Annotated in this window: 7 protein-coding genes; 5 read left to right on the top strand and 2 right to left on the bottom strand. The window is 75.7% G+C overall.

The window, feature by feature from the left end; all coding sequences use genetic code 11:
- Nucleotides 1-47: 47 nt before the first annotated feature.
- From DSM112329_RS19435 to DSM112329_RS19425, 3 genes are all read left to right on the top strand, one after another.
- Entirely contained in the window at nt 48-1,742 is a 1,695-nt protein-coding gene (locus DSM112329_RS19435) for a glycoside hydrolase family 9 protein (protein ID WP_354698214.1), read from the top strand.
- Between the two features lie 80 nt (nt 1,743-1,822).
- On the top strand, nt 1,823-2,482 hold the full coding sequence (locus tag DSM112329_RS19430; RefSeq protein WP_354698213.1) for a response regulator transcription factor: 660 nt from the start codon (nt 1,823-1,825) through the stop codon (nt 2,480-2,482).
- A gap of 73 nt (nt 2,483-2,555) precedes the next feature.
- Nucleotides 2,556-3,851, top strand: coding sequence for a HAMP domain-containing sensor histidine kinase (locus DSM112329_RS19425; protein WP_354698212.1), 1,296 nt, complete (start codon nt 2,556-2,558; stop codon nt 3,849-3,851).
- 407 nt (nt 3,852-4,258) lie between these two features.
- On the opposite strand, the gene DSM112329_RS19420 is transcribed toward DSM112329_RS19425, so the two are convergent.
- The gene (locus DSM112329_RS19420; RefSeq protein ID WP_354698211.1) at nt 4,259-5,353 is read right to left on the bottom strand and encodes a hypothetical protein; all 1,095 of its coding nucleotides are present in this window, start codon (nt 5,351-5,353) and stop codon (nt 4,259-4,261) included.
- A gap of 189 nt (nt 5,354-5,542) precedes the next feature.
- A complete protein-coding gene (locus tag DSM112329_RS19415) occupies nt 5,543-6,562 on the bottom strand; it encodes a hypothetical protein (protein WP_354698210.1) in 1,020 nt (339 codons plus the stop codon).
- Nucleotides 6,563-6,705: 143 nt separating this feature from the next.
- On the opposite strand from DSM112329_RS19415, the gene DSM112329_RS19410 reads away from it, so the two are divergent.
- Together DSM112329_RS19410 and DSM112329_RS19405 are read left to right on the top strand one after the other, a co-directional pair.
- Nucleotides 6,706-9,708, top strand: a complete 3,003-nt coding sequence (locus tag DSM112329_RS19410; protein WP_354698209.1) for a PD-(D/E)XK nuclease family protein — start codon at nt 6,706-6,708, stop codon at nt 9,706-9,708.
- Nucleotides 9,708-13,502 (top strand): UvrD-helicase domain-containing protein, encoded by a 3,795-nt coding sequence (locus tag DSM112329_RS19405; RefSeq protein ID WP_354702500.1) that lies wholly within the window; start codon nt 9,708-9,710, stop codon nt 13,500-13,502. Before DSM112329_RS19410 ends, DSM112329_RS19405 begins: the two co-directional genes overlap by 1 nt.
- Nucleotides 13,503-13,513 lie beyond the last annotated feature (11 nt).

Genomic DNA, 13,513 nt, shown 5'->3' with positions numbered 1-13,513 from the left:
AGGGTGCGTGCTGTCCGCAGCCCCCGCCCCGCCCCGAAAGGCCCGCCATGCTCCGCCGCACCCTCTGCTCCGCCGCCGTGGTCGGCGCGTCCCTGTCGCTGACCGGTGCCGTCGCTCCTTCCGGCGCGTCGGCGGCTGCGGTGCCGCCCGACGCGATCCGCGTGGGCGGACCCAGCTCGCCGGCGGACGCCAAGCTCGCGTTCGTCGGGTCGCGGGTGTCCAAGGTGGGCAGGGCGTTCCGGGTGACCGACGCCCGCGGGCGCGTCGTCCTGACCGGCCGCCTCACCGCGGCGACGGGGACGGCCGCGCCGTGGAAGCGCGGCGCGATCGCCGACCTCTCCTCGCTGCGCACGCCGGGACGGTACGTCGTGCGGGTCGGCGCGCTGAGCGGCCGGCCGTGGACGGTCCGCAGCCGCGCGTCGAGCGAGGGCGTGACCACCATCCTGCGGTACTTCGACGCCAACCGCGACGGCGACGAGCCGTCCGCCACGCACAGGCCCGCCCACCGCAACGACGCCGCGGCGATCGTCGCCGGGGGCCCGCACGACGGCGAGCGGATCGACGTCGCCGGCGGCTGGATGGACGCGGGCGACATGCTGAAGTTCACGCACACCACCGCCTACGCCGCCGCGATGCTGCAGTACGCGGCGCGCCTGGACGCGACCGACGCCGCGCGCCTGCACGCCGCCGCCGACACCGGGATCCGCTGGCTCGTCAGGGCGCATCCCTCGGCCGGGCTGTTCATCGCACAGGTGGGCGACGCCCGCGACCACGACCTTGGCTTCCGCGACCCCGTCGGCGACGACGCGTCCGGGCTGCCCGGCATCGAGACGCGCCTCGCTTACCCCGGGATGGGCGGCGACCTCGGCGGCAAGGCCGCGCTGGCGCTCGCGCTGGCGGCCGACCGCGCGACGGGCGCACCGCGCGAGCAGCTGCTGCAGCAGGCCCGCGAGTGGTACGCGGCCGGGGTCGCGGCGGGCGGCGTGATGCCGTCGCTCGGCGGCCGCAGCGGCGACTTCTACCTGGGCGACACCGCCGAGGACGCCCTCGCGGCCGGCGCGGTCGCGTTGTGGCGCGTGACCGGGGAGCGGACCTACCTGGACGACGCGCTGCGCAACCTCGCTGCGATCGTCCCGGACGGGCGCCTGTCGTGGAACAGCGTCGCGGGTCTCGCCGCCGCCGACCTGTGCGGCGCGCTCGGTCGGCCGACGGTGACGGCGGACCCGCTCGCCTCCGACGTGGCCTGCAAGGCGCTGCGGGCACAGGCGGCGGCTGCGGTCGCCCGGGCGAAGGGGGGCGCGTTCGGGACGCCGGGCGCCTTCACGTGGGGGCAGACGGGGGAGAACGGCGGCGCCGGCGCGCTGGCCGCGCTGGCCGGTCGGGTGGGCGTCCACCCGGGCGCCCTGAAGCTCGGCGCTACCGCCCGCGACTGGCTCCTGGGGCGCAATCCCTGGGGTGCGAGCTTCGTCGCCGGCCTCGGGCCGAACGCGCCTCGGCACCTGCACCACTGGGCGTCGGTGGCGGGCGACGGGCTGCCCGTCGGCGCGGTCGTCGGCGGACCGGCCCCGCTGAAGGACATCGCCGAGCAGCCGGTCGGCCCGCTCGTGCCGAGCCAGTTCAACACGCCGGCAGCGACCTATGAGGACCGCACCGACGACTACGTGACGTCCGAGCCGGCGATCGACTACGCGGCCGGCTCGATCCTGCTGCTGGCGGCGGTCGACACCGCCCCGGCGCGGTAGTGCCGATGACCCTCACCCGTCCGCAGCGGCCGCCGCGCGACACGGCGGTCGCCCGTGGGAGCCTCGGATATGCTCCGCCGATGCGCATCCTCGTGGTGGAGGACGAGACCGACATCGCCACCGCGGTCGCGCAGCGCCTGCGGGAGGAGGCGTTCGGCGCGGACATCGCCGGGACGCTCGCCGAGGCGCGGTCCCACGCCGACCTGCACGAGTACGACCTCGCGATCCTCGACCGGCGCCTGCCGGACGGGGACGGCCTGACGCTCTGCCGCGAGTGGCGTGCCGCCGGCTCCGAGGTCCCGATCCTGATGCTCACCGCGATGGACGACATCGACGACCGGGTCGCCGGCCTGGAGACGGGCGCCGACGACTACCTCACCAAGCCGTTCGCGACGGAGGAGCTCGTCGCCCGGGTCCGCACGCTGCTGCGGCGGGCGCCGGCGCGCCGACAGCCGGTGGTCGACGTCGGCACGCTGCGGGTCGAGACCGCCCGCCGCCGGGTGCGCAAGGACGGCGTGATCGTTCCCCTGACGGTGAAGGAGTTCGCGCTCGTGGCGTTCCTCGCCGACCGTGCCGGCGAGGTCGTCGACCGCTACGACATCCTCGAGCACTGCTGGGACCACGCGTACGAGCCGGAGTCCAACGTCGTCGATGTCCACGTCGCCGCGCTGCGGCGCAAGCTCGGCGCCGGCGTGATCGAGACGGTCCGCGGGGCGGGCTACCGGCTGGTGGACGAGTGAACGCCGAATCGCTCGCGCGGCGCGCTCGGGTTCGGTCGGGCCTGGGTGGTGCAGGTGGGACCGGGAGCTGCGAATGAACGCCGATGAGCTGCGCCGGCTGCGGATCCGGCTCACGGCGACCAGCGCCTTCGTCACCTTCGTCGTCCTCGCGCTGCTGGCGGCGATCGCCGTCCGCGCCGAGACCAGCCAGCGCCACGAGGAGACCGACCGCGACGTGGAGCGCACGTCGCTCGCCGCCGACGGCTACGCCTATCCCCAGGGCGAGCCCAGCAAGCTGACGATCGACCGGTCCCCGGATGGCTTCTTCGGGCCTCGGCCGTTGACGCGGACGCCGGTCGTGGTCGTCCTGCAGTCCGGTCAGACCAGCGCAGGGAAGCCGGACGCGCTCGACGCCGCGGCGGGCAAGCGCGCGTTCGCGGTCGCGGACAAGACGACCGCCGGCAAGCCGGAGGTGTACTCCGACACGTCGGACGGGGTGGAGGTCCGCCTCGCCGTCAGCCCGATCGAGGGCGACGACGGGCTGCTGGCCGCCGTCGTCGCGGTCCGCCCGGTCGAGGCGGCGAACCGTGACATCCGGGACCGCACCCTGCTCATCGCCGGGTTCGCGCTGGTGCTCTGGCTGCTGACCGTCGCGGTCGGCTGGCTGCTGACCGGCCGCGCGATGGCGCCGGTCGCCGCGGTCGCCCGGCGGGAGGAGGCGTTCCTGGCGGACGCGGCGCACGAGCTGCGCACCCCGGTCGCGGTGATCCGCGCGCGGGCCGAGCAGGCGCTGCGCGAGCAGGGCGAGGACTCGCCCGCCGGCACGGCCCTGAAGGCCATCGAGCACGCGGCCGAGCGCGCGTCCGGCACGATCGCGGACATGCTCGAGCTCGCGCGGCTGGACGCGAAGCGGGGGCGGATGGAGCGGGAGCCGCTGCGCCTGGACCTGCTGGTCGAGCAGCTCGCCGAGGAGTACGAGGAGCGCTCGCAGGCGGCCGGGGCTCAGTTGCGCGTGCTCGCGACGGCGGAGGCGGTGGTCGAGGGCGACGAGCGGCTGCTCGCGCGCTCGGTGGCGAACCTCGTGGAGAACGCGATCCGCTACGGCGCGGTCGGCGGGGAGATCGACGTGTCCGTCCTGGTCGAGGGCGAGGAGGCGGTCGTCGTCGTCGAGGATCACGGTCCCGGCGTCGCCCCCGCCCAGCGGGCAGCGATCTTCGACCGCTTCCACCGGGCCTCGTCGGTCGCGGGCGGCTCGGGCCTGGGCCTGCCGATCGCGCGACTGGTCGTGGAGGCGCACGACGGGTCGCTCGAGCTCCTGGATGCGGTCGAGTCGCGCCCCGGGGCGCGCTTCCACCTGCGCGTGCCGCTGTACCGCCCGACGCCGGCCTGACGCCTTCGACGGCGTCGGCCGCCGGGCAGCCGGGGTCGACCGCGGAGTGGCGATCCGCCCGGGACGCAGCGAGCGTCGGTTTCCCCGTCGCCACGCGCGGGAAATCGCCGTTCGGCGTGCGGGGGTGCTGGGTTGGCCGGTGAGCGTCCGTTTCCCGTCGCTGGGCGTGGGGGAATCGACGTTCGGGTTGCGGTGGTGGTGTCGGTCAGTCGACGGGCGGCGCGGAGATCGCGCCCGGGCTCACGCAGTCCTCGGCGGAGAGGATCGTGACCCGGCCGTAGTCGGTGCGGCTGCGGGACCCCGCCCGGCTGCGGACGGCGACACGCGGCGGGCAACCGTGCAACGACGACGGGCCCCGGCAGTCGCCGGGGCCCGTCGCGTCGAGGGTGCAGTGCCGGGCCGGACCGTCAGCTGGCGCGCTCCACCGTGACCGAGCAGGTGACCGTCGAGCGGTTGGGCTGCGACGGCGTCACCCGCACGCCGTTGCACTGCACCGACGCCGTCTCGCCGCCGCGGATCATGACCATGTCCTCGGTGCGGCAGAAGTTCGTGCCGGCGCAGCTCTGGTCGCGGAAGAAGAACTGCGTGCCCGAGGCGGAGAAGACCCGGATGCGCGAGTTCAGCGTGACCTTGTCGCCGACGCCCTTCTCGGAGCTGATCCCGGACTCGGACGAGGCGCTGCAGACCCGGGCGGCCGGCGGGCACTTGACCTGCACGGTGCATCCGGAATTGTAGAACCCGTTCGCGCCGGCCAGGCCGTCCTGACCGATCCACTGCGGGGTGCGGCAGGTCTGCATGGCGCCGTTGGTCAACGTGGTGTCCGTGATGGTCGGCTCGCCGCTGTCGGCCGGGAGTCCGGCCGGGGCGGGTGCGGGGACGGGAGCCGGCTTCGGGGCCGGTGCGGGTGCGGGTGCCGGGGCCGGCGCGGGGGCGGGGGCCGGGGCGGGCTTCGGCGTCACCGGGCTCGGCGTGACCGGCACCGCGGGATCCAGCGGGGGCCGGGGGGCCGGGGTGACCGGGCTCGGCTTGACCGGGACGTTCGGATTCAGCACCGGCCGGCAGTCGTTGCCGTCGATGATCGTGATGCGGCCCTCGTCCGTGCGCAGGTCGTCCCTGACGGTGGTCCACACCGACACCCCGAACGACTCGGGCTTCTCGCAGACGCCGTCGTCCTTCACGGCAACGTTGATGCGCAGCGTCCGGCGCTGACCACCGCGCAGGACGATCTTGGCGGGGTCCCTGCCGACGAAGTCGCGGCGTGCGACCGCGGTGTTGCGGGCGTTGCCGCCGCTGAGGCCGGCCTCGTACGAGCAGCGGCCGTCGCTGACCCGGCAGTTGAGGTTGACGACGATCCTCGCCGTCCCGCCCTCGGCGACCTTGAACGACGGCACCTTGGCGCGGAGCGGGGCGGCCGACGCATCAGCGGTGCTGACGCCGGCGGCGAGGACGAACGGGGCGAGGACGGCGGTGGCACGACGGGCGAAGCGGGTGGTGGCGAACATGGCGGGCGGGCTCCTGGAGGCTGATGGGTGGTTGACGAGACGGAGCATCGAACAGCGCCCATGAAGCGAAGATGAAGCGGAGCCGGGCGCGGGTGGCCGCGTCGCCGGGCGCGCGCCGGCGCCTCAGAACGACGACAGGCCCCGGCGGTTGCCGGGGCCTGTCGCAGGCAGTGGGGGACGGCGCAGCGGTCAGCCGGCGCGCTCGACCACGAGCGAGCAGGTCACCGCCGACCGGTTCGCCTGGGTCGGCGTGACCCGGACGCCGTTGCACTGGACGGACGCGGTCTCGCCGCCGCGGATCATGACCTTGTCCTCGGTGCGGCAGAAGTTCGTGCCGGCGCAGCTCTGGTCGCGGTGGAAGAACTCCGACATCGAGGCGGAGAACACGCGGATGCGCGAGTTCAGCGTGACCTGGTCGCCGACGCCCCGCTCCGAGCTGATCCCGGACTCCGCGGAGGCGGAGCAGACCTGGACCGCCTGCGGGCAGGTCACCTGGACGATGCAGCCGGAGTTGTAGAAGCCGTGTGCGCCGAACGCCCCGTTGTCGCCGATCCAGAGCGGGGTGCGGCAGCTTTGCATCGCACCCGTCGACGTGGGCGTGCTCGTGATCGTCGGCGTGCCGCTGTCGGCGGACGCGGATGTCGGCTGCTGGGGACTCACAGGGCTCGGCTGGACCGGCGTCGACGGCTCGAGGACCGGCGCGGGCGCGGGGACGATGGGGCTCGGCTGCACCGGGTCCGACGGCTTGATGACGGGCCGGCAGTCGTCCTTGTCCACGATCGTGATGCGTCCGATGTCCGCCCGGAACTGCCTGCCCTGGACCGTCGTCACCTTGACCGCGAACGACTCGGGCGGTTCGCAGACGTTGTCGTCCTTGGTGAACATCTTGATCAGCATCGTCCAGGACTTCCCGGGGGAGAAGGTGTAGCGCGACGGGTCCAGGCCGGAGAAGTCGCCCCCTGGCTTCGCGGCGTCGCGCGCCGTCCCGCCCTCGAGCTTCGTCGAGAACACGCACTTGGCGCTGCCGCCCGAGGGGCACCTGAGCGGGACCCTGATGTTGGCCAGGCTCCCTTCCACGACCGTGAACGACGGGACGTTGACGCGCAGCGGGGCGGCGGACGCCTCAGCCGGACCGAACGCAGCGGCGGCCAGGGCGAGCGGGACGAGGGCGGCGGCGGTACAGCGGGCGAGGCGTGCGGCGACGGTCATGGCGAAGGCTCCTGAGGCGGTGGGGGAGGTGATGTCGAGGAGCATCGAGGAGGGCACATGAACCGAACGTGAAGCGGTCCGCAGGTCTCGAGACGGCAGCGTCCGTGTCAGGGCGACCGGCGCACTTGCGACCATCAGGAGTCTTGCCCCTGACCCTCGTCACCGGACCGGCGAACGCCGAGAAGGCCAGAATCGTCCTCGACGCCGTGCAGCTCGCGGCCCCTCGCGAGCCACTGCTCGTCGTCCCCACTCGAGAGGACGTCCTCGTCTACCGGCGCGAGCTCGCCGCGCGTGGCCTGGTGTTCGGTGCGGACGTGCAGACGTGGTCGGGCCTCAGCCGCGCCGTCACCCGGGCGGCGTCGAGCCAGGTGAAGCTGCCGCGAGCGGTCGGCGGCCTGTCGCGCGACCGCGTCGCGGCGCTCGCCGTCCAGCGCACGACCCTGCGCGTCCTCGGCGCGAGCGCGCGCACCCCGGGCTTCACGGGCACGCTGCTGCGCCTCTTCGACGAGCTCGGCGAGCGGCGCGTCACGCCCGCCCGCTGGCACGTCGCGATGCGGGCCTGGGCCGCCGCCGACCCGCCCCGCGCGGACTACGCCACTGACCTCGCCGCCCTCTACGGCGCGTACCAGCGCGGCCTGGAGGCGCTCGGCCGGGTCGACGCGCCGATGCGGACCGTCGCCGCTCACGACGCGCTGCGCACGGCGCCGGCGTCCTGGCCGGGCCGCCCGGTGTTCCTGTACGGGTTCGACGACCTCGACGTCCTGCAGCTCGACGCCATCGAGACGCTCGCCGTGCACTGCGGCGCCGACGTGATGGTGTCGCTGCCGTTCGAGGCCGGCCGCGCCGCCTTCGCCGGCCGGGCCGCGACCTACCAGGACCTCATGGCGCTGGGCGCGACCGAGCAGGTCCTGCCGCCGGTCGACACGCACTACTCGCCCGCCTCGCGCCCCGTCCTGCACCACCTCGAGCGCGCGGTCCTGGAGCCGGACGCCCCGCGCCTGCCCGCCGCCGGGGACGCGCTGCTGCTCCTGCAGGGCGGCGGTGAGCGGGCCGAGCTCGAGCTCGTCGCCGCGCACGTCGCCCGGCTCATCGCGGAGGGGACGCCCGCCGGCGAGATCGCGATCGTGCTGCGCCGGCCCGAGACGCAGGCGGCGCTCGTCGAGCGGGTCCTGGCCGGCTACGAGATCCCGTTCGTCCTGCGGCGGACCCTGCCGCTCGGCCACACGGCGCTCGGTCGCGGGCTGCTGGCGATGGCGCGCTGCGCGCTGCTGGACGGGACCGCCGACGACCTGCTCACCTGGCTGCGCACGCCAGGCCTGGTCCGCGACAGCGCCCGCGTCGACCGGCTCGAGGCGGACGTCCGCCGCCAGGGGCTGGCCAGCGCGCGTCAGGCGCGTGCCGAGTGGGAGCGCGGGCCGTGGAAGCTGCACGAGCTCGACCGGCTACGGGCAGCGCGGCGGGACGGGCCGCGCGCGCTCTGCGAGCAGCTCGCCGCCGACGTCATGCGGCTCTTCACCCGGCCGCACGACGGGACCGGGCGCATCCTTACGGACGCCGAACGCCACGAGGCCAGGGTCGCGGGCCAGCTGCGCGCGGCGCTGAACGAGCTCGGCCGCCTGGCGGAGACCGACCCCGCGCTGGTCCCCGAGCCGGCGGAGCTGCTGGCGCTGCTCGCGGCGCAGGACGTGCTCGTCGACGGCGGCGTCCCCACGCGCCAGGGGACCAACGGCGCCGCCGGCGCGGGGGCCGTCACGGTGGCCGACCCGCTGGCGGTCCGCGCTCGCCGCGTCACCGCGCTGTTCGTCTGCGGCCTGCAGGAGGGCGCGTTCCCGGCCCCCGGGCGGCCGGAGGCGTTCCTGGGCGACGCCGAGCGCCGCGCCGTCAACGCCGCGTCCGGGCTGCGGCTCGGCCTGCGGGAGGACACGCTCGGCGCCGAGCGCTACCTGTTCTACGCGGCGCTCTCGCGGCCCACCGACCTGCTGGCGCTGAGCTGGCACGACGCGACGGACGACGGCCGGCCGGCGGTGCGTTCGCTGTTCGTCGACGACGTGCTGGACCTGTTCGACCCGGCGGTCGCCGCGACCGCGCAGCGCCGGCCCCTGGGTGCGGCCGGATTCCCGGAGGCCCGTGCCGGCGCGGGGACGCTGCCGCCGCCGACCGCCCACGCGGCCGCGCTGGCGGCCCGTGACGCCGAGCCCGACGTCGCCGCCGAGCCGATCGGCATCCTGCGCGACCCGACGGTGCTGCGGGCCCTGGCCGACCGCACGACATGGTCGGCTTCGGCACTCGAGGCGTGGATCGCGTGCCCCGTGCGCTGGTTCGTCGAGCGGCTGCTGTCCCCCCAGGAGCTGCTGCCCGACCCCGAGCCGATCGTCCGCGGGGAGCTGGCGCACAAGGTCCTCGAGCAGGCGCTGACCGCGCTGCGCGACGGCGGCGAGCACGGCGAGCCCACGACCGGCCCGCTCACCCCCGAGCACCTGCCCCGCGCCCGCCGGCTCGCGCTGGCCGCACTGCAGGAGCACGCGCCCGACCACCGCATCTCCCCGGATCCGCAGCGCCTGGCGGCGGCGCTGCACCGGCTCCAGGCGGACATCCTGCGGTACCTGGACTACGCCGCCCACTCCGGGTCCACCTACGCGCCGTCCGCCTTCGAGCTGACCTTCGGCGGGCCGGGGGACGAGCTGCCCGCGGTCCCCCTGACGGACGACCTCGCGCTGCGCGGCCGCATCGACCGGGTGGACGTCTCGCCGGACGGACGGCGCGCGATCGTCTACGACTACAAGGGCGCGACCGCGACCGCGCGCGCGAAGTGGGAGGCCGACGGCCGGCTGCAGCTGCCGCTCTACCTGCTCGCCGTGCCGCAGCTGCTCGGGGTCGCGGTCGACGGCGGGCTGTACCAGCCGCTCAGCGGGCAGGACCCCCGGCCGCGCGGCATAGTGCGCGAGGGCGCCGACACGGCGCTCGACGGCGTCCCCGCCGACCGGGCGGACGACGGCGACTTTGCGCTCGCGCTGACCACGGCGAAGGCGACGGCCCTGGACGCGATCGCCGAGCTGCGCGCCGGCCGCCTGACCCCGCGCCCGACGACGTGCGGCTGGCGCGACGGCGGCTGCTCGTACCCCTCGATCTGCCGCTGCGAGACGTGATGGCGCAGGCGCTCGCGTCACCGCCGCTGTACGACGCCGATGGCCGGCCGCTGGGCCGGGGCGGCCTGGCGTTCACCGACGAGCAGTCCGTCGCCGTCCTGCAGCGCGAGGGGCCGATGCTGCTGTCCGCCAACGCCGGCTCGGGCAAGACCGCGGTCCTTGCCGAGCGCTTCGTCCGGGCGGTCGTCGAGGACGGCTGCCGGCCCGGCGAGCTGCTGGCGATCACGTTCACCGAGAAGGCGGCCGGCGAGCTGCGCGGCCGCATCCGCACGCGCTTCATGGAGCTCGGCGAGCGCGAGGCCGCGCGGGACATGGACGGCGCCTGGATCTCCACCATCCACGGCTTCTGCGCCCGCGTGCTGCGCTCCCACGCGGTGACCGCCGGCCTGGACCCGGCCTTCGTGGTCCTCGACGAGGCGACCGCGCGGCAGGCACGGACCGAGGCCTTCACGACCGCCCTGGCCGCGTTCATGGCGCCGCCGTCCGGGACCGCGAGCCCGCCGGCCGCGGAGCTCGAGCTGGTCGCCACCTGGGGCGTCGACCGCCTGCACGACGCGATCGCGACCGTCCACGACGAGCTGCGCAGCACCGGGCACACCGTGCCGCGCCTGCCGCCGGTGCCGCCGCTCGACCCGCCGGCCGCCCAGGCCGCGCGCCTGCGGGCCGCGTTCGCCGCCGTCGACGCCGAGCGCGCGACGTGGCGCACCGGCCTGGTGAGCCTGGACGCAGCGCAGGTCGCCCTGGACGTGATCGGCGCGGCGCTCGACGCCGCGGCGACGGGGGGGTCGGGGGCCGCGAGCACCGCGGATCCCGCGTTGGCCTCCCGGCTGCGCGGGCTCAAGCTCGCCAAGCAGGCGAAGGAGCTCAAGACGGACGCCTGCGCCGAGCTGCGCGGGGCACTCGCCGCGGTGCTGCAGGGCGAGGTCGACGCCGAGGCCGTCGTCGTCCACCGGCACCTGGACCGCGTGCTCGGGCTCTACGCCGAGGCGTATTCAGGCGCCAAGCGCGGCCGCTCGGCCGTCGACTACGACGACCTCGAGCTGCTCACCAACGACCTGCTGCGCCGCGCCCCGGCGGTCGCCGGCGCCTACCGCGAGCGCTTCGCGCGGATCATGGTCGACGAGTTCCAGGACACGAACCCGTTGCAGCTGCAGCTGCTCTCGCACCTGGACGCCGGCAACGTCTTCCTGGTCGGCGACGCGCTGCAGTCGATCTACGGGTTCCGGCACGCCGACGTCGGCGTCTTCCGCGCGCAGCGCCGTCGCCACGAGGCGCTCGGGGTCGCGCCGGCGCTGGCCACCAACTGGCGCTCGCGGCCCGGCCTGCTGAGCACCATCAACGCCGCGTTCGGCGGGCTGCACGAGGACTACGTGCCGCTGGTCGCAGCGCGTGAGAGCGACGGGGACGGCCCGCTGGTCGAGCTGCTGCTGATCGACGACGCCCACGACGACCCCGAGCGGCTGGCCGCGCCCGCGGCGGCCGCCCTGCAGGCAGGCATGCCGCAGGCCCGCAACCTGACCCTCCTGGCCGAGGCGCGTGCCGTCGCGGCCCGCGTGCGGGCGCTGATCAACGGCGACGACGTCGCGGCGGGCGAGGTCGCCGTGCTCCTGCGCGCAGCCTCAGACCTGCACGTCTTCGAGCGCGCGCTCGAGCTCGAGGGGCTCGCCACGCTGGCCAGCGGGGGCCGCGGGTTCTGGCTGCGCCAGCAGGTGCAGGACCTGACGTCCTACCTGGCCGCGCTCGCGAACCCGATGGACGAGCCGGCGCTCCTGGGCCTGCTGGCGTCGCCCCTGGTCGGCGTCAGCAGCGACGCGCTCGCCGCGATCGCCCAGGCGGGCCGCGAGCAGGGGCGCGGTCCATGGGCGCTCGTGACCCACGGCGCCGAGGGGATCGGGCTGCCGCCGGCCGACCGTGCTGCCGTGACGGCGTTCGCCGCATGGTTCGCGGCGGAGCGGGCGCAGGCGCCGCTGCTGGCGCTGGACCAGCTGATCACGCGAGTCGTGCAGCGGACCGGATACGACCTGCACGTGCTCGGCCTGAGCGGCGGGCGCCGGCGGCTGGCGAACATCCACAAGCTCGAGCGGCTCGCCGCCGAGTTCGAGCTGCGGGCCGGCCGGGACGTCCGGGCCTTCATCGACCACGTCGCCGCCGAGGTCGACGCGCAGGCGCGCGAGCCCGACGCACCCGTGGAGCTGGGCGACCTGGACGCCGTCCAGCTGATGACGATCCACGCGGCGAAGGGACTCGAGTTCGGCGTCGTCGTGGTCGCTGGGCTGGGGCGCCAGGGGCAGGCGGGCGTCAACCCGATCCTCGTCGCGGGCGACCGGGTCGGGCTGCGGCTGCCCCGGCTGCACGCCGTCAACGCGGACGCGCTCGACTACGCCGAGCTGAAGCAGCGCGCACAGCAGGCGCAGATCGAGGAGGAGCGGCGGATCATGCACGTCGCCTTCACGCGCGCCGAGGAGCGCCTGATCATCAGCGGCGCGGTCACGCCCGGGAAGACGCCGCCGGCCGAGCGCGCCGGGGGTGCCCCGCTCACCTGGGTGGGGGTGCGGATCGATCCGCTGCTGCAGGAGCGCCTGACCCCGGACGATCCGGCGGCGGCCGTCGACCGCCAGGTCGGAGCGGACCGGCTCGCGGTCGCCGTGCGGCTCGTCTCGCCCGACGTCGTCGGTGATCCCGGCGCGACTGCGGACGACCCCGCCCCCGACCCCGACCCGGACGCGGCGGACGCCGGTCGCGACCTCACGGAGCACGAGCAGGCCGACGCCGACGCGCAGGTGCCGGCGGCCCGGGAGAGGGCCGGACTCGCGACGGGGGGCGCGGGGGACGCCGGGGACGTCCAGCTCTCGCTGACCCACGTCGAGCCCACCGCGCCGCCGGCGCACCGGTCCCGGCGGACCGCAGCTGGGCGGAAGGCCGTGCCGGCGGCAAGCGCCGCCGCCGCCGTGTCGACCCCGCCCGCGCCGCCGGCGACGCTCAGCTACTCCTCGCTCTCCGACCACGCCGGCTGCGGGTACCGCTACTACCTGCGGCGCGTCCTCGGGCTTCCGCGCCAGGAGCCGCCGCCGCTGCCTGCGGTCGACGGCCCAGACGGACCCGTGGTTCCCGTCCCGCCGGCGGGCATCGACCCGCTGCTGCGCGGGAGCCTCGCCCACGCCCTGCTGGAGGGGCCGGACCCGGCCGCCGCGACCGCCGACGACGTCCGCGAGCTCGCCTCGGAGCACGACGTCGAGCTCACCGACGAGGAGGTCGCGGACCTGCTGCGACTCGCCGGCGCGTTCGGGTCGACCGCGCTCGGCCGGCGGGTGGCGGGCGCGACGACGGTCCGCCGCGAGGACGGCTTCGCGTTCGCGCTCGACGACGCCGATCCGGGCTCGCCGCTAGTCAACGGCTTCATCGACCTCGTGGCGGTGCTCGCCGACGGCAGCTGGCTGATCGTCGACTACAAGACGAACCGGGTCGACGACGCCGACCTCACGGCGATCGTCGAGGGCGACTACGCCACACAGCGCCGCATCTACGCGCTCGCGGCGCTGCGGGCCGGCGCGCCGAGCGTCGAGGTGGCCTACGTCTTCCTCCAGCGCGCCGACGAGCCCGTCAGCACCACCTACGACGCCGCCGACGCACCCGTCCTCACCGGCGAGCTGATCACCCAGGCGGCCCCGCTGCTCGACGGGGTGTTCGCCGTCTCCGAGCGGCCCCACCGCGACCTCTGCGCCTACTGCCCCGGCCGCGGCGGGATGTGCTCATGGCCCGAGGCGATGAGCCTGCGCCCCGCGCCGTCCGCCTGACACGGGACGCC

Source organism: Paraconexibacter sp. AEG42_29 (genome assembly GCF_040581415.1).
Classification (GTDB): domain Bacteria; phylum Actinomycetota; class Thermoleophilia; order Solirubrobacterales; family Solirubrobacteraceae; genus Paraconexibacter.
Note: the sequence above shows the minus strand (reverse complement) of the source record. Positions and strands in the feature narration are given on the sequence as shown.

What these genes read in the sequence shown, in the direction of transcription:
- DSM112329_RS19435 (WP_354698214.1), top strand. Translation starts at nt 48, where the DNA reads ATGCTCCGCCGCACCCTCTGCTCCGCCGCCGTGGTCGGCGCGTCCCTG.
- DSM112329_RS19430 (WP_354698213.1), top strand. Translation starts at nt 1,823, where the DNA reads ATGCGCATCCTCGTGGTGGAGGACGAGACCGACATCGCCACCGCGGTC.
- DSM112329_RS19425 (WP_354698212.1), top strand. Translation starts at nt 2,556, where the DNA reads ATGAACGCCGATGAGCTGCGCCGGCTGCGGATCCGGCTCACGGCGACC.
- DSM112329_RS19420 (WP_354698211.1), bottom strand. Translation starts at nt 5,353, where the DNA reads ATGTTCGCCACCACCCGCTTCGCCCGTCGTGCCACCGCCGTCCTCGCC.
- DSM112329_RS19415 (WP_354698210.1), bottom strand. Translation starts at nt 6,562, where the DNA reads ATGACCGTCGCCGCACGCCTCGCCCGCTGTACCGCCGCCGCCCTCGTC.
- DSM112329_RS19405 (WP_354702500.1), top strand. Translation starts at nt 9,708, where the DNA reads ATGGCGCAGGCGCTCGCGTCACCGCCGCTGTACGACGCCGATGGCCGG.